At 70.7% G+C, this 24,257-nt stretch carries 19 protein-coding genes; 8 read left to right on the forward strand and 11 right to left on the reverse strand.

Translation table 11 applies throughout. From position 1 onward, the window contains the following. Window position 1: 1 nt before the first annotated feature. From OG866_RS05225 to OG866_RS05235, 3 genes are all read right to left on the reverse strand, one after another. On the reverse strand, window positions 2-289 hold the full coding sequence (locus OG866_RS05225; protein ID WP_329332235.1) for a helix-turn-helix domain-containing protein: 288 nt from the start codon (window positions 287-289) through the stop codon (window positions 2-4). A 191-nt stretch (window positions 290-480) separates the two neighbouring features. Then, window positions 481-2,040, reverse strand: a complete 1,560-nt coding sequence (locus tag OG866_RS05230) for a glycosyl hydrolase 53 family protein (RefSeq protein WP_329332236.1) — start codon at window positions 2,038-2,040, stop codon at window positions 481-483. Window positions 2,041-2,185: 145 nt separating this feature from the next. Continuing rightward, entirely contained in the window at window positions 2,186-4,207 is a 2,022-nt protein-coding gene (locus OG866_RS05235) for a beta-galactosidase (RefSeq protein WP_329332237.1), read from the reverse strand. A gap of 183 nt (window positions 4,208-4,390) precedes the next feature. On the opposite strand from OG866_RS05235, the gene OG866_RS05240 reads away from it, so the two are divergent. The 7 genes from OG866_RS05240 (at window position 4,391) to OG866_RS05270 (ending at window position 10,733) form a co-directional block, all read left to right on the forward strand. Continuing rightward, entirely contained in the window at window positions 4,391-5,719 is a 1,329-nt protein-coding gene (locus OG866_RS05240; RefSeq protein ID WP_329332238.1) for an ABC transporter substrate-binding protein, read from the forward strand. After that, complete coding sequence (locus OG866_RS05245) at window positions 5,716-6,639, forward strand: carbohydrate ABC transporter permease (protein WP_329332239.1); 924 nt, start codon at window positions 5,716-5,718, stop codon at window positions 6,637-6,639. The genes OG866_RS05240 and OG866_RS05245 overlap by 4 nt, the downstream gene beginning before the upstream one ends. Further along, window positions 6,636-7,541: a carbohydrate ABC transporter permease gene (locus OG866_RS05250; protein ID WP_329332240.1), complete on the forward strand. Its 906-nt coding sequence runs from the start codon at window positions 6,636-6,638 to the stop codon at window positions 7,539-7,541. Before OG866_RS05245 ends, OG866_RS05250 begins: the two co-directional genes overlap by 4 nt. Beyond that, a complete protein-coding gene (locus OG866_RS05255) occupies window positions 7,538-8,569 on the forward strand; it encodes a LacI family DNA-binding transcriptional regulator (RefSeq protein WP_329332241.1) in 1,032 nt (343 codons plus the stop codon). Before OG866_RS05250 ends, OG866_RS05255 begins: the two co-directional genes overlap by 4 nt. A gap of 223 nt (window positions 8,570-8,792) precedes the next feature. Further along, window positions 8,793-9,137: a VOC family protein gene (locus OG866_RS05260; RefSeq protein ID WP_329332242.1), complete on the forward strand. Its 345-nt coding sequence runs from the start codon at window positions 8,793-8,795 to the stop codon at window positions 9,135-9,137. Window positions 9,138-9,186: 49 nt separating this feature from the next. Next, window positions 9,187-9,576, forward strand: a complete 390-nt coding sequence (locus OG866_RS05265) for a MarR family winged helix-turn-helix transcriptional regulator (protein ID WP_329332243.1) — start codon at window positions 9,187-9,189, stop codon at window positions 9,574-9,576. 167 nt (window positions 9,577-9,743) lie between these two features. After that, entirely contained in the window at window positions 9,744-10,733 is a 990-nt protein-coding gene (locus OG866_RS05270; RefSeq protein ID WP_329332244.1) for an AraC family transcriptional regulator, read from the forward strand. A gap of 1,077 nt (window positions 10,734-11,810) precedes the next feature. Here the strand turns inward: OG866_RS05270 and OG866_RS05275 are convergent. The 8 genes from OG866_RS05275 to OG866_RS05310 form a co-directional block, all read right to left on the reverse strand. After that, the gene (locus OG866_RS05275; RefSeq protein ID WP_329332245.1) at window positions 11,811-12,218 is read right to left on the reverse strand and encodes an SseB family protein; all 408 of its coding nucleotides are present in this window, start codon (window positions 12,216-12,218) and stop codon (window positions 11,811-11,813) included. Window positions 12,219-12,413: 195 nt separating this feature from the next. After that, window positions 12,414-15,392: a carbohydrate binding domain-containing protein gene (locus tag OG866_RS05280; protein ID WP_329332246.1), complete on the reverse strand. Its 2,979-nt coding sequence runs from the start codon at window positions 15,390-15,392 to the stop codon at window positions 12,414-12,416. 137 nt (window positions 15,393-15,529) lie between these two features. Continuing rightward, window positions 15,530-16,189 (reverse strand): hypothetical protein, encoded by a 660-nt coding sequence (locus tag OG866_RS05285; RefSeq protein ID WP_329332247.1) that lies wholly within the window; start codon window positions 16,187-16,189, stop codon window positions 15,530-15,532. A 10-nt stretch (window positions 16,190-16,199) separates the two neighbouring features. After that, entirely contained in the window at window positions 16,200-16,904 is a 705-nt protein-coding gene (locus OG866_RS05290; RefSeq protein WP_329332248.1) for a peptidase E, read from the reverse strand. Further along, window positions 16,901-17,455, reverse strand: coding sequence for a cysteine hydrolase family protein (locus OG866_RS05295; RefSeq protein ID WP_329332249.1), 555 nt, complete (start codon window positions 17,453-17,455; stop codon window positions 16,901-16,903). Before OG866_RS05295 ends, OG866_RS05290 begins: the two co-directional genes overlap by 4 nt. Continuing rightward, complete coding sequence (locus OG866_RS05300) at window positions 17,452-18,936, reverse strand: purine-cytosine permease family protein (protein WP_329332250.1); 1,485 nt, start codon at window positions 18,934-18,936, stop codon at window positions 17,452-17,454. Before OG866_RS05300 ends, OG866_RS05295 begins: the two co-directional genes overlap by 4 nt. Before the next feature lie 49 nt (window positions 18,937-18,985). Then, a complete protein-coding gene (locus OG866_RS05305) occupies window positions 18,986-19,444 on the reverse strand; it encodes a (2Fe-2S)-binding protein (protein ID WP_329332251.1) in 459 nt (152 codons plus the stop codon). 17 nt (window positions 19,445-19,461) lie between these two features. After that, the gene (locus tag OG866_RS05310) at window positions 19,462-21,528 is read right to left on the reverse strand and encodes a xanthine dehydrogenase family protein molybdopterin-binding subunit (protein WP_329343926.1); all 2,067 of its coding nucleotides are present in this window, start codon (window positions 21,526-21,528) and stop codon (window positions 19,462-19,464) included. Window positions 21,529-21,708: 180 nt separating this feature from the next. Between OG866_RS05310 and OG866_RS05315 the strand changes: the two genes are divergently transcribed. Beyond that, on the forward strand, window positions 21,709-23,364 hold the full coding sequence (locus OG866_RS05315) for an acyltransferase (protein ID WP_329332252.1): 1,656 nt from the start codon (window positions 21,709-21,711) through the stop codon (window positions 23,362-23,364). The last annotated feature ends 893 nt before the right edge of the window (window positions 23,365-24,257 follow it).

The following is a 24,257-nucleotide window of genomic DNA, read 5'->3' on the forward strand; positions in this document are numbered from 1 at the left end:
TCTACCAGCCCTTCTCAAACATGCGCGCGACCTCGGCTATCCGCACCTCGTCCCGCCGGTAGTAGACCCGCCGGCGGATCCGCCTGGTGCGCAGCAGGCCGATGTCGGCGAGCAACTCCAGGTGGGTGTCGGCGACTTGGCGGCGTACACCGAGCTTGGCGGCGACGGCCTCCGCGGTGACGCCGTCCTCGGCCGGGCAGCCGTGGCGCTGGGCCGGGAAGTACACCACCGGGTCCTTCAGCCACTCCAGGATGTCCAGCCGCCGCTGACTGACAGGAGTCCTCAGCATGTCGTACCCCTCCGTTCGACCTCCTCGTACCGCGTGTTCCCACTGTCCCGCAGTCGACTCCGTCATGGATGGACTTCTCACACCTTGTCCGGTACCGAACGCACTTGCGAGGAAAGGAAGTTCGGTACTCGCACAAGGGCAGCACGGAGGCCCGGCCGCGTGCGCGCGGCCGGGCCTCTCGTCGGACGGAACTAGCGGTGGCTGAACCACGCCATCGCGGGCTGCGCCTTGTTGTCGTAGTCGAACAGGGCCTGGTTCTCCCAGCCGTTGCCGGAGGACGAGTCGGTCGGGTCCCAGCCGTTGCCGGTGACCGCGGTCCAGGTCGACTCCCAGTAGAAGACGCCGAGGCCACGGCCGTTCGGGACGGCTTCCACGATGCTGGCGACGTCGTTCATCCAGCGGGTCTGGCCGGCCGTCGTGGCGGGGTAGCCGGAGACCAGTTCGCTGGAGAGGTCGATGATGTTCTCGTAGGAGTCGTCGCTGTCGAGACGGAAGGGGTAGGCCGTCTCGGCGACGAAGACCGGCTTGCCGTAGCGGGAGGCCGCGTCGTCCAGGGTTGTCTGGAAGTCGGAGAGCGCGCCGTGCCAGTAGCCGTAATAGGACAGGCCGATGACGTCGAAGTTCACGCCGTTGGCGACGGCGTTGTCGAACCACCAGCGGGTGCCGGTCAGGTCGCCGCCCTTGGCGAGGTGCAGCGCCACCTGGGTGGAGGAGCTGACCGCCTTGACCGCGCTGTAGCCGGAGTTGAGCAGTCCGGCGAGCTGCGACCAGTTGTCGGTGGAGCCCGCCGACCACAGCATGCCGCCGTTGATCTCGTTGCCCACCTGGACCATGTCGGCCGTGGTGCCCTGCGCCTTCAGCGCGTTGAGGACGTCGTAGGTGTGGTTGTAGACGTCTGTCTTGAGCTGGCTGTAGCTGTGGCCCGACCACGCGGACGGCACGGTCTGGGCGCCCGGGTCGGCCCAGGTGTCCGAGTAGTGGAAGTCGACCAGCAGCTTCATGCCCTGCGCCTTGATGCGCTTGGCCATCGCCAGGACCTGGGTCTTGCCGTTGTAGCCGTCGGCCGCGTTGACCCAGACCTTCACGCGCGCGTAGTTCTGTCCGGCGGACTTGAGGATGGCGAGCGCATCGCCGGTCGTGCCGGAGCTGGTCCTGTAGGTGCCGCCCTTGGCCTCGCTCTTGGCGAGGGAGGAGACGTCGGACCCCTTGATCGAGGTGCTGGACGTGCCGGACGCGAAGGTCAGGTCGTCAACATTGATCCAGTTGCCGGCGTTCGCGTCACTGTTGATGCTGATGGTGCACTGGTTGTTGGTCACGTTGACCGGCACGACGATGTGGAGCCACCCGCTCGCGGAGACCGGCAGGTCGGTGCGCTGGTCGGTGCCGCCGCAGTTCTTCAGGGCTATGTAGGCGGAGTTCTGGCCGCCGCCGGAGCGGACCCACGCGGTGAGCTTGTAGTTCCCGTTGGTCAGCCCGGAGAGGTACTGGTACGTCTCCACCTTGTAGGCGGCGGACGAGTAGTGGGTGAGGCGGTAACTGCCGCCGTGGCCGCCGGACTCGGTGTAGGAGGCGGCGGTCGTGCCGTACTCGGACCAGCCGGTGGGGGCCGCCACGCCCGCGCCGTCGGACTCGAAGCCGCCGTTGGTCAGCGTGCTCGCGGCCTGGGCGGTCTGCGCGGGCAGGGCGGTGAGGGCGAGCCCCGCGATGAGCGGGAGGAACAGGGCTCGCAGGGTGCGTCTGGGATGGAACATCTTCGTCCGTCGTCCCTTCGACAAATGGGGTTGGGGATGCCTTCGCCGGGGATGACGAAGGGGCCCCTCCACCCGCGGCTCGCGGCTCGCACGGGCGGAGGGGAGTCGGTGGGGCCCCAGGCCGACAGGGCCTGAGGTCCCGGGTTCAGCCGTCGAGTCGTACGACCCGTACGGCGCCCGCGGGGACCTCCAGGCGGGCCGCGGCGCGTTCACCGGTCAGCAGCTCGGTGCCGGAGGTCTCCAGCGGCACCTTGGTGTCCGACCCGGTGTGGTTGATCGCGAAGAGGTAGGTGCCCGACTCGCCGGTGCGGCGCACCACCTCGACGTCGCGGGGCAGTTCGGCGCGCGGCGCGATGCGGGCGTCCTCGGTGGCCCAGCCGAGCAGGGCGTCGAGGCCCTCGGCGCCCAGGCGCGTGGAGACGTACCAGGCGGAGCCGCTGCCGAAGCGGTGCCGGGTGACCGCGGGGTGGCCGGCGGTGAGGCCGTCGGCGTACGTCCAGACGGTCTCGGCGCCGCGCGGGACGACGAACTCCGTCCATACGTCGCCGCCGAGTTCGGAGCCGTCGGGGCCGGTGAGGCGCACCGTCTGGTCCTTCAGCAGCGGCGAGAACTCCTCGATCGTGAGGCCGAGGACGTCGCGCAGCGGGCCGGGGTAGGCGCCCTCGTGCACGGCGTCGTGCTCGTCGACGATGCCGGAGAAGTACGAGACGACGAGGGTGCCGCCGTTCTCGACGTACTCCTTGAGGTTGGCGCCCGCCGCCTCGGTCATCAGGTAGAGGGCCGGTACGACGACCAGGGGATAGCTCGACAAGTCGGCTTCGGGGTGGGCGAAGTCGACCGTGAGGTGGCGGTCGTACAGCGTCTCGTAGAAGGCGTCGGCGCGCTCGCGGGCGTCGTGGTCCTCGCTGGGGCGCCAGTCCAGGTTCTGCGCCCACCAGGAGTGCCAGTCCCACAGGACCGCGACGTCGGCCTCGGTGCGGGTGCCGCGGATCGTGCTCAACGAGTCGAGGGAGGCGCCGAGTTCGACGACCTCGCGCCACACGCGCGTGTCGGTGCCGCCGTGCGGGAGCATCGAGGAGTGGAACTTCTCGGCACCGCGCCGGGACTGGCGCCACTGGAAGAACATGGCGCCCTCGGAGCCGCGCGCCACATGGGCGAGGGAGTTGCGGGCCATCTGCCCCGGCGCCTTGGCGGGGTTGCGGGGCTGCCAGTTGACGCCCGAGGTGGAGTGCTCCAGGAGGATCCAGGGCGCTCCCCCGGCGACCGAGCGGGTGAGGTCGGCGGCCATCGCAAGGTTGACATGGGTGCGGCGGCCGTCGGTGATCAGGTAGTGGTCGTTGGTGACGATGTCGACCTCGCGGCCCCAGGCCCAGTAGTCGACGGAGTCGCACTGGCTGAGGGCGGTCATGAAGTTGGTCGTCACCGGGATCCCGGGCGCGAGGCGGTGCAGGATGTCCCGCTCCATGACGAAGTTCTCGCGCATGGTGGCGTCGGCGAAGCGCTTGTAGTCCAGCGCCTGGGCCGGGTTGCCGACGGTGGGGGTCAGGCGCGGCGGGTTGATGTCCTCGAAGGCCGCGTACCGCTGGCCCCAGAACGCCGTGCCCCAGGCCTCGTTGACAGCGTCGACCGTGCCGTACGTGGCGGCGAGCCAGCGGCGGAAGTGGGCGGCGCACGCGTCGCAGTAGCAAGCCGAGACCGGGACGCCGTACTCGTTGTGCACGTGCCACATGGCCAGGGCGGGGTGGCCGGCGTAGCGCTCGGCGAGCTTGGTGGTGATGTTCGCGGCGGCGGCGCGGTAGTCGGCGTTGCTGTGGCAGATCGCGCCGCGGGAGCCGAACTCGTGGCGCACGCCCTCCGCGGTCACCGGCAGGGCCTCGGGGTGGGCCCGGTAGAACCAGACCGGCGGCACCACGGTGGGGGTGCCGAGGTCGACGCGGATGCCGTTCTCATGCAGTAGATCGAACAGACGATCGAGCCAGCCGAAGTCGTACACCCCGGGCGCGGGCTCCAGGAGCGCCCAGGAGAAAATTCCGGCACTCACCATGGTGACGCCGGCCTCACGCATCAGGCGGACGTCCTCCTGCCAGACGCTTTCCGGCCACTGTTCGGGGTTGTAGTCCCCACCGAAGGCGAGCCTGGTGAGGCCCTTGGGGCTGGTCTCCGGCATGGATCTCTCCCGTTTAATTCGATCTCTTGGGAACGTGCACACACGTGATCGGCGGTGCGAGCCCAACATAACCGCACAGCAACAACCATTGACAAGTGTCCGGGATGTTTCTCTACTGTGAACGCTCACAGACGCATGGCAGGTTCTCGCAGCAGGCGGGAACCCAGGTCAGGGGAGAGATCCATGCCCATCACGAAGCGCAGCCGGCTCAGCAGAGTGGCAGCATCCACCGTCGCCATCGCCCTCGGCGCCACCGCACTCGCCGCCTGCGGTTCGGACGACGGCGACACGAAGACCGACTCAGGTCCGGTCTCGTTGACGTACTGGACCTGGACCCCCGGTATGGACAAGGTCGTCGACCTCTGGAACAAGGGCCAGGGCAAGAAGGACCAGATCAGTGTGACGGTGAAGAAGCAGGCGTCCGGCGACACGCTGGTCACCAAGATCCTCACCGCGCACAAGGCCGGCAAGGCCCCCGACCTGGTCCAGGCCGAGTACCAGGCGCTGCCGACCCTGGTCAGCAACGACGCGCTGGCGGACATCTCGAAGAACGTCGGCGACGCCAAGAGCGACTTCGCCGAGGGCGTCTGGCAGCAGACCACGCTCGGCACCGACGCCGTCTACGCGGTCCCGCAGGACATCGGCCCGATGATGTTCTACTACCGCCAGGACCTCTTCAAGAAGTACGGCCTGACCGTCCCGACCACCTGGGACGAGTTCGCCGAGACGGCCCGCACGCTGAAGAAGAAGTCCCCCGACACGGACCTCACCACGTTCTCCGCCAACGACTCCGGTCTCTTCGCGGGCCTGGCCCAGCAGGCCGGCGCCAAGTGGTGGACCACCGAGGGCGACAAGTGGAAGGTCGGCATCAACGACGCCGCCAGCCAGAAGGTCGCCGACTTCTGGGGCGGCCTCGTCAAGGAGGGCGCCATCGACAACCAGCCGATGTACACCCCGGCCTGGAACAAGGCGCTGAACACCGGCAAGCAGATCGCCTGGGTCTCCGCGGTGTGGGCGCCGGGCACCCTCACCACGGCCGCGCCGGACACCAAGGGCAAGTGGGCCATGGCCCCGCTCCCCCAGTGGTCCGCCGGTGAGAACGCCACCGGCAGCTGGGGCGGCTCCTCCACCGGCGTCACCACGGACTCCAAGCACCAGGAGGCCGCCGCCAAGTTCGCCGCGTGGCTGAACACGGACGACGCGGCGCTCACCGCGCTGGCCAAGGAGAGCGGCATCTACCCGGCCGCCACCAACGCCCAGACGTCCGGCGCCTTCGCCGAGGCGCCCGAGTACTTCTCGAACCAGGCCGACTTCTACACCAAGGCCGCCGAGATCGCGAAGACCACGGCTCCCTCCGCCTGGGGCCCGAACGTGAACGTCGCCTACACGTCCTTCAAGGACGCGTTCGGCGCCGCCGCCAAGAACAAGTCGGACTTCGGCGCCGCCCTGGACAAGATGCAGGACGACACCGTCGCCGACCTCAAGAAGCAGGGCTTCGGGGTCTCCGAGTGACGAGCGCACGCCGGAAGTCGTACGGGGTCAAGGGGGCCCCGTACGCTTTCCTCATCCCCGCGACGATCCTCTTCGCGCTGTTCTTCGCGCTGCCGATCGGTTACGCGGTCTGGCTCAGCTTCCGCAAGGTGCACGTCTCGGGCCTCGGCCTCGGGAAGGGCGCCCGCGAGGAGGTCTGGGCCGGGCTGGAGAACTACACCAGCGCCCTCCATGACAGCGAGCTGCTGCACGGCGCCCTGCGCGTCCTCGGGTACGGCTGCATCGTCGTCCCCGTGATGCTGGGCCTCGCCCTGCTCTTCGCACTGATGCTGGACAGCGACAAGGTCCGGTTCACCCCCTTCACCCGCCTCGCGATCTTCCTGCCGTACGCCATCCCCGGCGTCGTGGCGGCCATGCTGTGGGGCTTCCTGTACCTGCCGGACGTCAGCCCCTTCTACTACGTGCTGGAGAAGCTCGGCCTGCCGCAGCCCGACCTCCTCGACGGCGGTCCGCTGTATCTCGCCCTCTCCAACATCGCGGTGTGGGGCGGCACCGGCTTCAACATGATCGTCATCTACACCGCGCTCCAGGCCATCCCGGTCGAGGTGTACGAGGCGGCGAAGCTGGACGGTGCCAAGCCGCTCCAGATCGCACTGAAGATCAAGATCCCGATGGTGGCGCCCTCGCTGGTGCTGACCTTCTTCTTCTCGATCATCGCCACGCTCCAGGTGTTCAACGAGCCGACCACCCTCAAGCCCCTCACCAACTCGGTGTCCACGACGTGGAGCCCGTTGATGAAGGTGTACCGGGACGCGTTCGGCACCAACGACATCTACGCGGCGGCCGCCCAGGCCGTGATCATCGCGCTCGCCACACTGCTGCTCTCCTTCGGGTTCCTGCGGGCCGCGAACCGTCGTCAGAAGCAGGAGGCAGCACGATGAGTTCTCTTGCTCTTCGCAAGACCGAGCCGGCGGCGGGCACCACGCCCGGCGCCGCCCAGGGGCCGCCGCTGCGCCGCCGGATCTCGCTCGTCCCGACCGTCACACTGCTGATCGGCGCGCTCTACACGCTGCTGCCGGTGGCCTGGGTGGTCATCGCGTCCACCAAGTCGGGCAAGGAGCTGTTCTCCACCTTCACCTTCCTGCCGGGCACCGGGTTCGTCGACAACCTCAAGGACCTCAACGCCTACCGCGACGGCGTCTACTGGGAGTGGATGGGCAACTCGGCCTTCTACGCCGGGTTCGGCGCCCTGCTGTCGACGATCGTGTCGGCGTTCAGCGGCTACGCGCTGGCGACGTACCGCTTCCGGGGCCGCGAGACGATGTTCAACGTCCTGCTGGCCGGTGTGCTGATGCCGCCGATCATCCTGGCCGTGCCGCAGTACCTGCTGATGGCCCAGGCGAACCTGACCGACTCCTACCTGTCCGTTCTGCTGCCGCAGATCCTCTCGCCGTACGGCGTCTATCTCGCCCGTATCTACGCCGCCGCGGCCGTGCCCGCCGACGTCGTCGAGGCCGGACGGATGGACGGGGCCAGCGAGTGGCGGATCTTCACCCGGGTCGCGCTGCCGATGATGGTGCCCGGCATGGTGACGGTGTTCCTGTTCCAGTTCGTGGCCATCTGGAACAACTTCCTTCTCCCGTACATCATGCTGAGCGACGACGAGAAGTTCCCGATCACGCTCGGTCTGTACACGCTCCTGGAGCAGGGCGCCAACACCCCGGCCCTGTACACCCTGGTGATCACCGGCGCGTTCCTCGCGGTGTTCCCGCTGATCGCTCTGTTCCTGGTCATCCAGCGGTTCTGGAGCCTCGATCTGCTGTCCGGGGCCGTAAAGTCATGACCATGAACAATGCGGGGGGTCGGCGCAAACCGCCGACGATCCACGACGTGGCGCGCGAGGCGGGGGTCTCACGAGGCACCGTCTCCCGGGTGCTCAACGGCGGGCACTACGTCAGCCCGACCGCGCAGGAGGCCGTCAACGCCGCCATCCGCAAGACGGGTTACGTCGTCAACCGGCACGCCCGTTCGCTCATCACCGGACGTTCCGACTCGATCGGCTTCCTGCTGACCGAGCCGCAGGAGAGGTTCTTCGAGGACCCCAACTTCAACGTCCTGCTGCGGGGCTGCACCCAGGCGCTGGCCGCGCACGACATCCCGCTGCTGCTGATGCTGGCCGGCACCGAGGACGAACGGCGGCGCATAACGCGGTACATCACCGCGGGGCACGTCGACGGGGTGCTGCTGGTCTCCAGCCACTCCGGGGACCCGGTCGCCGAGGAACTGCGCGAGGCCGGCGTACCGCTGGTCGCCTGCGGCAAGCCGATCGGCCTGGGTTCCAAGGTGAGTTACGTGGCGGCCGACGACCGCGACGGTGCCCGTGACATGGTGCGCCATCTGCTGTCGCTGGGCCGCCGCCGGGTCGGCGTGGTGACGGGTCCGCTGGACACCCCGGGCGGTGTCGAGCGGCTCGCGGGGTACCGGGAGGTGCTCTTCGAGGCGGGCATCGAGTACGACGAGCGGCTCGTCGTCTCCGGTGACTACAGCCGCGCCAGCGGTGAGGCGGGCGCCGAGCGGCTGCTCGCGCAGGTGCCCGACCTGGACGCGGTGTTCGTCGCGTCCGACCTCATGGCGCAAGGTGTGCTCGGCGCGCTGGAGCGGGCGGGCCGCCGGGTGCCGCAGGACGTCGCGGTCGGCGGCTTCGACGACTCGCCCGCCGCGCTGGCCGCCCGGCCCGAACTCACCACCATCCGTCAGCCCTGGGACCGGATCAGCGCTGAGATGGTCCGCGTGCTGCTGGCCCAGATAGGGGGCGAGGACCCGGCCGCGGTGATCCTGCCGACGGAGCTGGTGCGACGCGAGTCGACCTGACGGGGTCTCCCCCGCCGGCCGATGATCTCGACACGGGCGCGCTGCCCGGCCTGTACGGCCGGTGGCGCGCCCTTCGTCGTCCCGGCGGTCGTGCGTCGTCCCGGCAGTCAGGCACCGCCCCGGCGGTCGGGCGTCGTCCAAGCGGTCAGGATCGGAGAAGCGGCATCCCGCCCCCCGGCCTACGGTGAAACCACCGAAGCGCAACCCCACGGAGGAGAACACCATGACCGCCGGCCTGAAGACCATCATCTACCCCGTCAAGGACGTCGCCCGGGCGAAGGCTGTGTTCATCGCCCTGCTCCAGACCGAGCCGTACGCCGACGAGGCCTACTACGTCGGCTTCAAGGACGCCGGTCAGGACGTCGGTCTGGACCCCAACGGCCACGCCCGCGGTATGACCGGCCCGGTCCCCTACTGGCACGTCGAGGACATCCGGGCCCGGCTCGCCGCGCTGCTCGACGCGGGTGCCGAGCTGTTGCAGGACGTCACGGACGTCGGCGGCGGCAAGCTGATCGCCTCCGTGAAGGACGCGGACGGCAACCTCATCGGGATCACCCAGGACAGCTGAGGCACCTGCCCTGCCCCGGTATCGATGCACGCGCATTAACATGGGGTACATGGCAGTGAACGCGGCCGGCGCCCGGCTCGAGGAACAGTGGCGGGACATCCTTGCGGTCCACGCCCGCACGATGTGTGAGATCGACCGGGTGCTGCACCCGCACGGGCTGGGCGCGAGCGACTTCGAGGTGCTCGACATCCTCGTCACCGAGGCCCCGGCGGAGGGGGACCTGTGCCGGGTGCAGAACCTGGTCGGGCGGGTCCACCTCAGCCAGAGCGCGCTCTCCCGGCTGATCGGCCGGCTGGAGAAGGACGGCCTGGTGGAGCGGTCCGTGTGCATGGAGGACCGGCGGGGCGTATGGGTGACGCTCACCGGCAAGGGGCGTGCTCTGCACGCCGAGGTGCTCCCGCTGCAACGGGACGCGCTGGAGCGCACACTGCGCGGCTGAGCGCCGCAGCGCCGACCCGGCGGATCCCGTACGGCGGTGAAGGGCGTGCCCACGGAATCCTCAACCCGGGGCGGACTCTGTGAAATTCGGAACCTGGCGGGGCATATCCGGTCACACCCGAGGCCATGCTGAACGGAGAACTGCGCGCAGAACGGAGACATCACGCAGTGACCGTGGCTCCCGACCGGGCCGCCGCCGATTTCAGCAGCTACGCGACCGCCTCCCTGGAGGAGGCGCGCGCCGCGATCGCGGCCCACTACTACGACATGGATCTGCAAGTCGTCGGCCCCAGCGAGGACTTGTCGACCAGACTGGACGTGCTCGCCCTCGGATCGCTCACCGTCGGCGACATCCGTTTCGGCACGCAGATCCGTACCGGCTTCGCCGCCCCGGACGCCTATCACGTGGCCGTGCCGGTGAGCGGCTGCTTCAGCGTCCAACAGGGGCGCGACGACGTGGTGTTCGCGACGACCGGGAGTGCCGTCTTCTTCGATCCCGCCCGGCACATCCGCATCGACGCCTGGTCGCCCGACTGCCAGGCGCTCACCGTGAAGATCGACAAGCACTCCCTGCACCAGGCCCTGGAGTCCCTGCTGGACCGGCCGCTGTCCCGCGCGCCGCTCTTCGGGCCGTCCGTCGACGTGCGGGACGGACCGGGGCGCAGCTGGGCGCGGTTGGCGACCTGGGCCCTGCTGGAGCGTGACGTGTCGCTCGGGCTGCTGCACCGGCCGCTGATCCGGACGCGGATCGAACAGGCGCTGCTCGAAGGGGTGTTGCTGGCGGCCGAGCACACCCACCGCGAGGAACTTGAGGCTCCCGCCCCGCCGATGCGGCCCGCCTCCGTCAAGCGGGTGATGGACGCCGTACAGGAGCGGCCGGCCGAGGCCTACGACGCCGCGCGGCTGGCGCAGCTCGCCCAGGTCAGTGTGCGCACGCTCCAGGACGCGTTCCGCAGGCACGTCGGGATGTCGCCGATGGCGTACGTGTACGACGTACGCCTTCAGCGGGTGCGGGACGAGCTGCGGGCCGCGGGGGCGGGAGCGACGACCGTGTCGGACGTGGCGCACCGGTGGGGGTTCGTGCATCTGGGACGGTTCGCGTCGCGCTATCGGGAACGGTTCGGCGAGACGCCGTCGCGGACACTGCGCGCCGGGTAGACGCCGGTGCCATGTCCCCGGCCCGATCAACGCGCGGCGGAGTCACGTGGGCATTTCGGCAGCGCGCCCGGGTGGGGGTGCGACGCGGGCTCTCAGGCCGCCCGCCCGAATCCACCGCGTTTTGCGGACAGGTGCCGCGCATCGCGGAGCGACGGCAGGACGGTCGCGGTCATATCGTCAGGTCGCGTCGATCGTGGGCGTGCGGGGAGGAGCGGGGTCGGCGCCGCTCCTCCCTCAGCCGCCCGGCGGGACCGCGCGGAGTGCGAAGAGCGGGACACTGCCGGCGGCGCCAAAGCGGGAAGCTGCCCGCGGCGCGGAAACAGCAGACCGCCCGCGGAGCCGAAGCGGGAAGCTGCCCGCCGCGCGAAAGCGGGACACTGCCCGCCGCGCGGAAACGGCAGCCCGCCCGCGGCGCCAAAGCGGGAAGCTGCCCGGCCCGCGGGAGCGGCAGACCGCCCGCGGCGCCAAAGCGCGACACTGCCCGCCGCGCGGAAGCGGGAGACTGCCCGGGGCGCGGAAGCGGGAAGCTGCCCGGCCCGCGGGAGCGGCAGACCGCCCGCGGCGCCAAAGCGCGACACTGCCCGCGGCGCGGAAGCGGGAAGCTGCCCGGGGCGCGGGAGCGGGAACATGCCCGCCGCGCGAAAGCGGGACACTGCCCGCGGCGCGGAAGCGGGAGACCGCCCGCGGCGCCAAAGCGCGACACTGCCCGCCGCGCGAAAGCGGGAAGCTGCCCGGCCCGCGGAAGCGGCAGACCGCCCGCGGCGCCAAAGCGCGACACTGCCCGCCGCGCGGAAGCGGGAGACTGCCCGGGGCGCCAAAGCGGGAAGCTGCCCGGCCCGCGGGAGCGGCAGACCGCCCGCGCGCCAAAGCGCGACACTGCCCGCGGCGCGAAAGCGGGAAGCTGCCCGCCGCGCGAAAACGGCAGACCGCCCGCGGCGCGAAGGCGGGAAGCTGCCGGGGGCGCGGAAGCGGGGACTGCCCTCGCTCCCGTCACCGGGCCCGGCCGCGCCCCTCCGCCATCGGGCTCGGCCGCACCCCCTCCGTCACCGGTGGTGGCCCGGCGGTGCCCCTCGTGGGTCAGCCGTGCGCGCCGCCCAGCAGGGTGCGTACGCCCTCGGAGGTCAGCGTCAGTGGGTGTGCGGACGCGGCGTCGATGGTCAGCGCCAGGTCGTCCGTGGGCCACTCCGCGGCGAGCGCGCCCAGCGGCACCAGCCGGTAGCGGGAGACGAAGGGCAGCAGCCCGGCCATCTCGTCCTCCGAGGTGAACACGGGCACCACCGGATCTCCGTCCGGCCGCTCTATCACCGGAAGCGCCACCGCGGAGGGGTCGGCGGCATCCTCCTCGCTGGCGTCGTCCGGGACGGGAACGAGGACCTCACTGCTCGCGAGCGTGTCCAGCGCCACCGTGTCCGCGGTGTTCTCGGCCAGCGCGTCCAGCGCCCGCCGGGCCGGTGTGGTGGTGTTGTCGTACGCGGGTGTGTCCATGGTGAATCCCCTGGTAGCGGTGGTGGTACGGCCCGCCCGGGGCGCTCGGTCCCGGGCGCGTCCTGCTCGCGTACCCGATCCGGACGACGGCATTCCCCCGCGTCCCGGGGAATCGGCGGGAGGGGGGCGAGACGTGCTCCGAGGCAGAACGGGCCGTGGGTCGCACGGCCCGTTCGCTGATGGCTTCCTCGGTGGCTACTTCAGATACGGACCGTCCGTTCCGATCTTGCCGGGACCGTTGAGCACGTACACCCGCAGGTTGCCCTTGCCCGGCGCCGACACGGAGAGGGTGCCGTTGGTGACGGTCCTGGTGTCACCCGTGACGGCGTCCTTGTACGTGCCGTTCGGAATGCCGGTGTAGGTCGCGTCGCCGGTGACGGTGACAAGCGCGAAGCTGTCCGTGCTCCCGCTGGTGTAGCGGCGCTTGAAGGCCATCGAACCGCTGATGCCGTCGGTGGAGTACTGGCCCATCTGGAGGGCCGGGACCGCCCGGCGGATCTGGTTCAGTCGCTGGAGGTGCTTGACGAGCGGCTGGGACAGGGTGGTGGCCACCTGGCCGCTCGCGGAGTCCGCCTTGCCGAACTCCGAGGCGGTGACGGTGCCTTCGAGGTTGTCGCCGTAGTAGGCCCGTCCCGTGGACGCCAGCGGGCAGGTCGGCCCGCAGTCGATCTGCTTGCCCTTCTGGAACTCGATCTCCGAGCCGTAGTACAGGGTCGGGATGCCGCGGAAGGTCCACATCAGGGACATGTTCTCGGCCCAGGCGTCGGTGCCGCCCGTGTAGCGGGTGCTCGACTTGTTGGGGCCGTAGTCGTGGCTGTCGACGTAGACGACGCTGTACGTGGCGTCGTTGACGCTGTCGTCGGAGTCCTTGCCGTTGCTGTAGGCGTTCTGCGCGTCACTGAAGTTCATGTGCATGCGCATGTCGATGATGTTCATGCCGGAGAACTGACTGTGGTCCGGCGTGTGGTACGCGTTGCCGTTGAGGAAGGCGTTGGTCGAGGTCGGCTGGTTGCCGGTGCCGAGGTTGTTCTCGTAGGTGAACTGCTCGATGGCCGCCGTCTCGTCGTCGGCGCTGTACTCCTTGCGTTCCTTCCAGGTGAAGAACTGCGCGGAGTGGTTCACCGAGCCGCGGTTCCACTTGTCGTTGACGAACGCGCCGACCTCGCCGAAGACATAGAAGTTCTGGGCCGCCGTCGTACCGAACTTCTGGGTGACGCGGTCGTAGATCGCGGGGAGAAAGCGGCGGTTCCAGGTGACGCGCGGGATGTGGACGGCGGTGTCGATGCGGAAGCCGTCGACGCCCATGTCGATGTACTTGTCGTAGGCGCCGATCAGATAGTTCTGCACGGGCGTCGACTCGGTGTTGAAGTCGGCCAGGTCCTCGTGCAGCCAGCAGGAGCGGGAGTCCTCGCCCTCCCAGTTGCCGATCCAGCACTGGTGGTAGTACGCCTTGGGGAACATGCCCGAAGTGGGGCTCGGCCACTGGCAGTTGTACAGGGTGTAGCCCTCGGCGCTCTTGCCGCCGGTGGGCTTGCCCCAGTTGACGCAGGTGTTGCCGGTGGGTTCGGCGGTCGACCACAGGTCGCCGTTGTAGTACGACTTCCCGGACTTGGGCTCGACGGTGAGGCCGTCGTACTCGAAGCCCTCGTTCTTCTCGTCGTAGTACCAGCTCCACTGCGCGTCCCGGACGCCGTACACGGTGGGCGTGTAGAGGCCCTTGGCGCCCCAGCGGGAGCTGTGGTTGTAGACGACGTCCTGGTAGATCTTCATGCCCTTGGCGTGGGCGGCGTTGATCAGGTCCTGGTAGGTGGCGCCGGCCGACTCCAGGCGCGGGTCGACCTTGTAGAAGTCGTAGCCGTGGTAGCCGTGGTAGTCGTAGTCCGAGCGGTTGAGGACGACCGGGGTGATCCAGACGGCGGAGAAGCCGAGCGCCTTGATGTAGTCGAGCTTGTTCACCAGGCCCTTGAAGTCGCCCCGGAACATGGGGTCGTTGTTGGCCGCGTTGCCGGACTTGGTGTGCTGGCTGCCGCCGCGGTTGTTGGCGCTGTCGCCGTCGTAGAAGCGGGCGGTGAGGACGAAGTAGATGGGGTCCTTGCGGGGGTCGGTGCCCAGCGGGGTGCCGGCTGCCGGGGCGGGGGCAGCGGTGCCGGTGGTCGCCGTCGCCGCTGCGGAGGCGGGCGAGGTGTTGCCGGCCGCGTCGACCGCCTTCACGGTGTAGGTGTAGGCGGTCTTCTCCTCAAGTCCCGTGTCGGAGTACACGGTTGAGCCGACGTCCGTGACGACCGTGCCCTTGCCGCCGCCGGTGCGGGTGACCTGGTACTTGGTGACGGCCTTGTTGTCGGTGGCGGCTTCCCAGCTCACCACGATCGAGGTGTCGGTGGCGCTCGCGGTGACCTTGGTCGGCGCGGTGGGGGCCTCGGTGTCGGGGGCCTCGGTGGCGCACGGGTTCGCGGCGCTCGTGGTGACCGCCTTGTCCTTCACGGTCGTGGTGCCGGTCGGGATCGTGTAGTCGGAGCTGTTGTTGTTGTCCCAGACACCGTTGCCGTTGTTGAACGCCGCCTTCAGGGAGGTGGCGGTGCCGATGTCGAGGGTCTTCTTCCACCAGCCGGTGCAGGCGGACTCCATGCCGAGGCCAGGGGCGGCCGTCCACGATCCGCCGCTCGGCGCGTAGTGGATGTTGGCGGTGGTCCAGCCTGAAGTGGCGGTGGAGTAGTAGACGGTGGCCTGGTTGCCGCTGCCCGTGCCGGTGTCGGCGCACGGGTCGCTGTGGGCTATCACGCCGTCCTTGACGGTGATGGTGCCGGTGCCCAGCGCGTAGTTGTTGCCGCCGTTGTTGTCCCAGGTGCCGCTGCCGTTGTTGAACGTGGCCTGGAGGCCGGCCGCCGAGCCGAGGTCGACGGTCTTCTTCACCCAGTCCGTGCAGGCGCTCTCCATCCGCACACCGGGGACGGTGGTCCAGGAGCCGCCGTCCGGGGCGTAGTGCAGATAGGTCGACGACCAGTTCTTTGTCTTCGTGTAGTAGAAGACGGTCGCCGTGCTGGTGCTGTCTGCAACGGTTTGCAAGGGGATCGACGTGCCCGGGTCCGGTACGGCGGACAGTAGTCCGAGCAGCCCGGACGCCGCCACGAACGCCACCAGGGGGCGTCGTGGCAGGCGTGGGGGTGCAGATCTCATGGCGACTCCCATACGGGTCGGGGACCCACCGGTCGGCCTCCGCCCCGCAAGAAGCACCGGCAAGTTCCTGAAAGTTCTTGCGACGCTCGGGAAGCTACAGGGACATGACAGTCACGTAAAGGGTCTGCACAGGGAGATCACTGAGGGCGGAGTCGTCGGCCGGCCGGGGTGAGGGTGAAGGAGTTCTGGAAGGGGCGGTCGCCCAACCGCACGGCCCACAGCACCGGTTGCTCGTACGACGGGTTCCATGTCGGGGACGCCTCGTCCAGGTCGCCGTTCCAGAGGTGGAAGAAGACCATCGGGTGCTCGGGGTCCTCGCTGACGTAGGCGAGGGTCTTGCCGTACTTGGGGTTGGTGCCGCCGAAGAGGATCGAGGGTTCGCCGAACTCGGCGGCGACGTCGGGCCATTGCCTGTCCTGGGCGGCCCACTCGGGAGCCCGGTCCATGAGCGCCTGGTGGGTGCCGGCGTCGAGGATCCGGTCCGCGTGGAGCCAGCGGCGCTGGTGGGCGAACTCGGCGTACACCGAGGCCACGTCGTGGTCGTCGCTGCCCCGGATCAGCTCGCGGAACACGCCCTTGACCCCGACGGCGGTGAACGCGCCCCGCTTCCGGAGGGGTTCGATCACCGCCTCCCACCGGGACCCGGGCTGCCCCTCCATGAACAGGAGGTGGTCGAACAGCATCAGGATCGCGGGCTCGCCACCGAACATCCCGGGGCGGTTCAGGGCTTGGTTCAACTGGTCGACGAGATAGGCGTGCATCTCGTCGGCGGACACAACAGGTCTGGGTTCGGTCACCCGGCCAGTCTCACAGGAGGCGGCCCGGCAGAGCCCACTCCCGGACACCACCCGCCCCGTCCCGCTCCACCCGGTACACCTGCGCGGCCGGGGCTCGCGTCACGACCTCCGTGACCAGGCCGTCCGTGATCAGGGCACCCGTTCCGTCCTCCAGAGCCCAGCCGTCGGGGAGCGCGCCGGTGGCCACGGCCCGCTGGTACGAGGGGCGCCGGCCCGGTTCGGAATCGTAGTGCGGGCAGACCGATCCGGGCAGCAGGCCCAGGCCGTCGGGCAGGAAGGTGAGGGGGCCGAAGGAGTCCGTGTGCGAGCCCTGCGCCCAGCAGTTGGCGCCCGCGCTGATACCGCACAGCACAGTGCCGCGGTCGTACGCCTCGCGCAGCACGCGGTCCACCCCGTGGGTGCGCCAGACGGCAAGGAGGTTCGCCGTGTTGCCGCCGCCCACGTAGACGACGTCCTGGGCCAGCAGGTGGCTGCGCAGCGCCTCGTCGTCGAGTTCCCTGCGGAAGAGGGACAGGACGGAGGGGGCGCAGTTCCGGCGGGGTTCGAAGGCGGCGAGGAACCGCTCCGCGTACCCCGCCGCGTCACCGCTCGCCGTCGGCAGGAAGCACACCCGGGGCCGGGACGTACGGGCGTGGCTCAGCACCCAGTCGTCGAGGAGGCCGTCGTCGTCCGTGGAGAAGCCGCCGCCCAGGAGGGCGACGCGGGACTCGCTCATTCCGCCGCCTCCTTCCCCAGCACCTCCGCGACCGTGGTCACGCGGATCAACGGCCGGTACAGGTCCAGCAGTCGCAGCGCCTTCGCGTGCGACTCGTCGTCCGCGCCCGCGCAGGCGTCGGCCACGACGACCACCTCGGTCCCGGCGTCCGCCGCGGGCAGCGCCGTGGACAGGACGCAGCAGTCGGTGCTGACGCCGGCGAGGAACAGGCGCCCCGCCGGGGCCACCCGGTCGGCGAGTTCGGGTGTCCACTTGCCGAACGTCGTGGCGTCCAGGACGTGTTGGGGAGCGGCGGCGAAGTCGTCCGTCAACTGCCAGAGCGGGGCCCCCGGCGGTCGCAGGGCGAACGGCCAGCGCTCGTAATACGCGCGCCAGGCGCCGGTCGGCCGCTCCGGCGCCACGAAGCGGGTGAACGTCACCCGGTCGCCGAAGGCCGGCAGCAGACGTCGTACGCCCTCCGCGGCCGCCGCGAAACGCGGGGTGGCCCAGGGGCTGCCGGGGTCGGCGAAGACCCGTTGCATGTCGATGACCGCGAGATGGCCGGTGGTCATACGGCCGCCCTCGCGTCCGCCGGCTGCTCCTCCTGCGCGCGGATCCGGCCGCGGCCGAGCGCCAAGGTGCCGAGGAAGCCGACCGCCAGCGCGGCGAGCACGCCGAGGTTGGCGTACGCCCACGCGCCCGACGTGCCGCCGAGGCCCAGCGGGTCGAGGAGATAGCCCTGCCACTCCAGCCAGCTCGCGGCCGCGTTGGTGACCAGACCCCAGCCGAGGGCGGTGGCGGCGAGGGTGAGGAGCAGCGGGGTCAGGGGGACGTCGCCGTAGCGGCCCTCGGAGCGGTAGAGGTCGTCCTCGGCGTAGTCGCGGCGGCGCAGGAGCAGGTCGGCGAGCATGATGCCGCACCAGGCGGCGATGGGGACGCCGAGCGTGGTGAGGAAGCCCATGAACTGGCCGAGGAAGTCGTCGGCGAAGAAGACGATGTAGACGGCGCCCGCGATCATCAGCACGCCGTCGACCAGCGCGGCCAGATAGCGGGGGATTCTGATGCCGGCCGAGAGGAGGGCCAGGCCGGAGGAGTAGATGTCCAGGACCGCGCCGCCCACCAGGCCGAGCACGGCGACCACCGCGAACGGGACCAGGAACCAGGTCGGCAGGATGGTCGTGAGGGCACCGATGGGGTCGGCGGCGACGGCCGCGTTGAGCGTGGTCGAGGAACCGGCCAGCAGCAGGCCGAAGACCAGGAGGAGGAGCGGTGCGACCGAGGCGCCGAAGGTCGTCCAGCCGATCACGCCCCGGCTGGAGGACGTGCGCGGCAGATAGCGCGAGTAGTCCGCGGCGGCGTTGACCCAGCCGAGGCCGAACCCGGTCATCATGAAGACCAGCGCGCCGATGAACTCCTGTGCGGAGCCCGCCGGGATGTCGCTGACGGTGCTCCAGTGGATGTGGTCGGCGACAAGGCCGACGTAGACGAGGGTGAGCACGCCCGTGACCACGGTGATCACGGTCTGGAGCCGCATGATCAGGTCGAAGCCCATGACACCGCCGACGACGGTGAGCCCGGCGACGACGATGAGCGCGACCACCTGGGTCCCGGTGCCGCCGCCCCAGCCGAGGCGGCCGAAGACGGTCGCGGTGGCCATGGTGGCGAGGGCGCAGAGCACGGTCTCCCAGCCGACGGTGAGCACCCAGGAGATCACCGAGGGCAGCCGGTTGCCGCGCACGCCGTACGCGGCGCGGCTGAGCACCATCGTCGGGGCCGAGCCGCGCTTGCCCGCGACGGCGACGAAGCCGCACAGCAGGAAGGAGAAGACGATGCCGACGACCCCGGCGGCCAGGGCCTGCCAGAAGGAGATGCCGAAGCCGAGGGCGAAGGCTCCGTAACTCAGGCCCAGGATCGAGACGTTGGCGCCGAACCACGGCCAGAAGAGTGTCCTCGGTGTGCCCTTGCGTTCGGCGTCGCCGATCACGTCGAGGCCGTGCGTCTCCACCTGGAGCTGTCTGGCTCTGTTGTCGAGGGATTCCCGGGCGTCCGTCATCAGCGACCTACCTGTCCACGTGAGGCTGAGTGGACCTTACCCACAGGCGTCAGTCTCCGGTGGTCGCCGCCTTCTTGATCGCCTCACGGATACGGGCGTACGTCCCGCAGCGGCAGACGTTCTCGATCCGGTCGATGTCGGCGTCCGTCGGCTCGGACGTCTTCTTCAGCAGGGCCGCGGCGGCCATGATCTGGCCCGGCTGGCAGAAGCCGCACTGCGACACGTCACAGTCGATCCAGGCCCGCTGGACCGGGTGCAGGGTGTCGCCGTCGGCCAGGCCCTCGATGGTGGTGACCTCGCGGTCCGCGCAGTCGGCGACGGGGACGACGCAGGGCTGTATCTCGGCGCCGTCGAGATGGCTCGTACAGGCGCGGCAGACGCCCACACCGCAGCCGTACTTGGGGCCGGTGACGTCCAGCAGATCGCGCAGCACCCACAGCAGCGGCATGTCGTCGGGCGCCTCGACGGTGACCGGTTTCCCGTTGAGGACGAAGGTGTGACGGGGCATCAGGAGCCTCTCGGGCACTAGAAGTTGATCGGGAAGCGGCGAGGCCTGGTGCCGGTGGCGCGGGCGTAGGCGTTGGCGACGGCACCGGCCGCCGCCGGGACGCCGAGTTCTCCGGCGCCGCCCGGCTCCCCTCCCGTGGGCAGGATGTGGGCCTCGAAGTGGAGGGGGGCGTGGCGTTGGCGGGCGTAGTGGAAGTCGGCGTAGCTGCCCTCGCGGACGGCGCCCCGGTCGATGTGCAGGCCGGCCAGGAGGATCGTGGAGATGCCGTCCATCGCCGCGCCCATGAGCTGGGCCTCCAATCCGCGCGGGTTGACGGCCGTACCGACGTCGGCCGCCATCACCACCTTGGTCACCCGCGCCTTCTCGGGGTCGGCGGCGTCGATCTCGACCAGACAGGCAACGCTGGAGCCGTACTCCTCGTGCACGGCGACTCCCTGGGCCTGCCCCGCGGGCAGCGTCCGGCCCCAGTGTCCGGCGGTGGCGACCTTGTCGAGCACGGCCCTGACGGACTTGCCACGCAGTGTCGTACGACGGAACGCCACCGGATCCCGGCCCAGCGCCCGGGCGATGTCGTCGACCACGATCTCCTCGGCCGCCCGCACGGTCCCGGAGTCCACCGACCGCCACGCGCCGAGCGGCATCGCCAGCTCGACGGAGCCCGAATCACCGGACAGCTTCCCGAAGTTGTAGAGGCCGCTGTCGCTGGGCAGCGGGGAAGCCGTGGCCGACGTGGCGATCCCGCCCTGAGCGGCGACTCCGTCCCATGCCTCGCTCACCGACGCCGTCGCGTGGGCGAAGGCGACGACCCGGCCGTCGGCGTGGCTGGCCCGTATGTGGTGCTGGAAGGCCGGGCGCATCCGGCCGTGCTTGATGTCGTCGGCGCGGCTCCACATCAGCTTCACCGGCCGGTGCGCCTTCTTCGAGATGAGCGCCGCCTCGATCGCCGCGTCGTGGTTCAGCCGGCGCCCGAACGAGCCGCCGCCGCGCACCACATGGACGCGTACGGCGGACGCGGGCAGTCCGACCGCCGAGGCGATGGCCTCCCGCGCGTCCATGGGCGACTGGGAGGAGAACCAGATCTCGGCACGGCGGGCCCGTACGTCCGCGACGGCGGTGAGCACCTCCATCGGGGCGTGGCTGACGAACGCGAACTCGAACCGGGCCTCCACCTGCGCCGATCCGCGCGGCGGTCGGCCGAGCGCCGGGACGGCGGCCCGCAGCCGCGAGCGGATGGCCGCGTCGGAGAGCTCGGCCAGCGGTCCGGGAGACCAGGTGACCTTCAGGGCGTCCCGCGCCTTGAAGGCGTGATGGAAGGACTCGGCGACGACGGCGACTCCCCCGGGAACCCTGACCACTTCGAGAACACCGGGCAGGGCGCGGGCCGCACGGTCGTCGACCGACACGACCTTGCCGCCGAGCGTGGGCGGTCGGGCCACCACGGTCGGTTTCGCGTCTGCCGCCGACAGGTCCCCGGTGTAGCGCACGCGGCCGGTGACGATGTCCCGTGCGTCGATGCGGGTCGTCGGCCGCCCGATCACCCGGTGCCGGGACGCCGGCTTGGGCTTGCTCGACACACGGGGCCTGCGGACCCGGGCGGCGCTCTCGGTGAGGGAGCCGAAGGTGGCGGTACGTCCGTCGGGGGCGACGACCATGGTGTCCCGGGTGCGCAGGAGTCGCGCGGGCAGGTGCCAGCGCTGCGCTGCCGCCGTGACCAGGCGGGCGCGGGCCGTGGCGGCGAGGTCGCGGGCGGGGCCGTACAGCGAACTGACCGAATTGGAGCCGCCGGTGAACTGGTTGCCCCTGGTCCGGGCCTCGGCCAGCGGGATGCTCACGTCGGTGAGCCGGGCGTCGAGTTCCTCGGCGATCATCATGGCGACGGCGGTGGTGACGCCCTGGCCGACCTCGACGCGCGGCAGTCGGACGACGACCTTGTTGTCCCGGGTGACCTCCAGGACCAGCATCTCGTCGTCCGTGCCGGTGACCACGACGTCGGACCGGCGGGCGGTCGCGCCCTCGGCCGCCGGGGCGTCGCAGCCGAGCGGCGCCGCCACGGTCAGTGTGGACGCCGCCAGCGTGTAGACCATGAACCGGCGGCGGGACAGCTCTGCCACGGCGCACTCCCCCTGTGAACGTCCTGTGTCTGCGGTTGGTTCAGCAGATAGGAGGGTTCTGCGGGGGCTGCGGTTGCGTCGCCGTGCGATCTCGCTCCACCGGCGCTCCGCGCCCCCTCCCCAGCCTCGGTGAAAGCGCTTACCGTTCTGCTCATGGCTCACCGGAACCAGCCGTCCGACCGGCACTTCGACCACTGTCCCTGGCTCTTCGCCCAGGAGGCGTCCGCGGAACAGCGGGCGGCGCAGCGTGAGCGGCAGGCGGAGATCGGCGGGGACAGCGAGATCGGCGAGCGGTGTTTCGTCGCCGGCTCCGCCGCGGTGTTCCCGGACCGGCTGCGGCTGGGCGACGACTCGTACATCGCCGCGCACGCCTATGTGACCGGGGAGTTGACGACCGGTGCCGACTGCACGCTGAACCCGTTCACCACCGTGCGGGGTACGGTCGCCCTCGGTTCCGGGGTACGCGTCGGCGCGCATACGTCGCTGCTCGGCTTCAACCACTCGATGGCTCCCGACCGGCCGGTCTTCCGCCAGCCGCTCACCAGCCGGGGGATCACGGTCGGGGACGACGTGTGGATCGGCTCGCACGTGGTCGTGGTGGACGGCGTCACCATCGGGGACCACTGTGTGATCGGCGCGGGGGCGGTGGTCACCCGGGATCTGCCGCCGTGGACGGTGGCTGCCGGAAATCCGGCGCGGGCCCTGCGGGATCGGCGGGACGCCGGGCGGTCGGAGACGGGGCGAGGGCACGTCGACAGGGCCCCGCTCCCTCTCGTGGGGTTCGCCGACACGGCGCGGGCCCAGGCCGCCGAGATCCTCGCCCGATGCTGGGACGGTGAACGGTATGTGGACCGGCCCGGTGCGCCGGCGACCGTGCGGGCGCACTGCGACGCCGTGGAGATCGCCGACCTGCTGCTGGGGGCCGTGCCGGGGCAGTTGACCGCGGACGCGCACATCGAGCGGCTCGCCTCGGCGCAGGACGCGGTGAGCGGTCTGGTGCCGGAGTGGGGCGATCCGGCGCCGGTGGCGGAGACGGACGGGTTCGTCGGAGAGTGCCCGGCGCTCTATCACGTCCTGTCCGTCGGCTACGCGCTCGATCTGCTGGGCTCCTCCTTCCCTCATCCGGTGCGTGGCGTACGGGACATGACGGAACGTCAACTGATGGCGAGTCTGGAGGAGTTGCCCTGGGAGTCGGGGGCGTGGGAGGCCGGTGCCTGGATCGACGCGTGGGCTACGGCCGCCCACTGGAACGACTCTCCGGAGCCGGGCTCCGTCGAGGCGCTGTTCGGCTGGTTGCTGACGCGGGCGGACCCGTGGACCGGCATGTGGGGCGAACCGTCAGCGCGGGAAGGGCGGTTGCAGGTCGTCAACGGCTACTACCGGCTGACGCGCGGCTCGTTCGCCCAGTACGGGGTGCCGGTGCCGCATCCGGAACGGGTGGTGGACGCCGTACTGGACCACGCCCGGGACGTCCGGTACTTCGGCGCCGGGCGGGAGAACGCCTGCAACGTGTTGGACGTCGCCCATCCGCTGTGGTTGTGCGGTCGCCAGTCGGGGTCGGGTCCCGGCGGTGACGGGTACCGTGCGGACGAGATCCACGCCTGGGCGGAGCGACAGCTGTCGGCCGCCCTCCCCCGCTGGCGGGACGGCGAGGGCTTCGCCTTCGGCCCCGGCACGTCCCCGGGCCTCCAGGGCACCGAGATGTGGCTGGCGATCATCTGGTACCTCGCCGACCTGACCGGCCGATCGGCGGAACTGGGCTACCACCCACGCGGAGTCCACCGACCGGAGGCGGCGCGGGCGAGGTGAGGACTGTCGGGTGGGGGTGGGGGCGCGGTGAGGACCGTCGGATGGGGGGCGGGGGCGCGGCGAGGACCGTCGGATCGGGGGCGGGGGCGCGGCGAGGACCGTCGGATCGGGGGCGAGGGCACGGCGAGGACCATCGGACCGGGGGCGAGGGCACGGCGAGGACCATCGGACCGGGGGCGAGGGCACGGCGAGGACCACCGGACCGGGGACGGGGGCGTCGGCGAGGACCACCGGACCGGGGACGAGGGCACGGCGAGGACCACCGGACCGGGGACGAGGGCACGGCGAGGACCACCGGACCGGGGACGAGGGCACGGCGAGGACCACCGGATGAGGGGGCGGGGGGTGAAGACCGCCGGACGGGGGGCGAGGGAAGGTGAAGACCGCCGGATGCAGGCGGGGCGCGGCCGGAGGCCGGGGGCAGGACAGGGGCCGCGTGAAACCGACCCAGTGGTGGCGCGAGCGGCAGAGCACCGGCCCGGCGGCGCGGGCTGGGCGGGCTCAGCCGCTCAGCCCGCGCTCACAAGGTGAGCGATGCTCGGCACTGCGGCAGTGGGCGAAGCGTGGCCCCGCGGCGGTCCGCAGTGACACGGACGCGGCCGGCACAGCCCGATGCCGGCCTGTGGTGACGTGAAGGCGGCGACCAGCCTGGGGCATGGGCAGGACCAGCCACGCCCCCCTGTGCCGGTGCGGGACGGCAGGCCCAGCCACACCACCCCACCGGCGTGAACCGCCGGGTCCAGCCGTCCTGCCCCGACGTGGACCACCACGGCCGGCCGTCCCGTCCCCGCGTGCACCACCACGACCAGCCGTCCCGTCCCCCGCGTGGACCACCACGACCACCCGCCCCGCCCCCGCGTGCACCACCACGACCAGCCGTCCCGTCCCCCGCG

This window comes from Streptomyces sp. NBC_00663 (genome assembly GCF_036226885.1).
GTDB lineage: Bacteria > Actinomycetota > Actinomycetes > Streptomycetales > Streptomycetaceae > Streptomyces.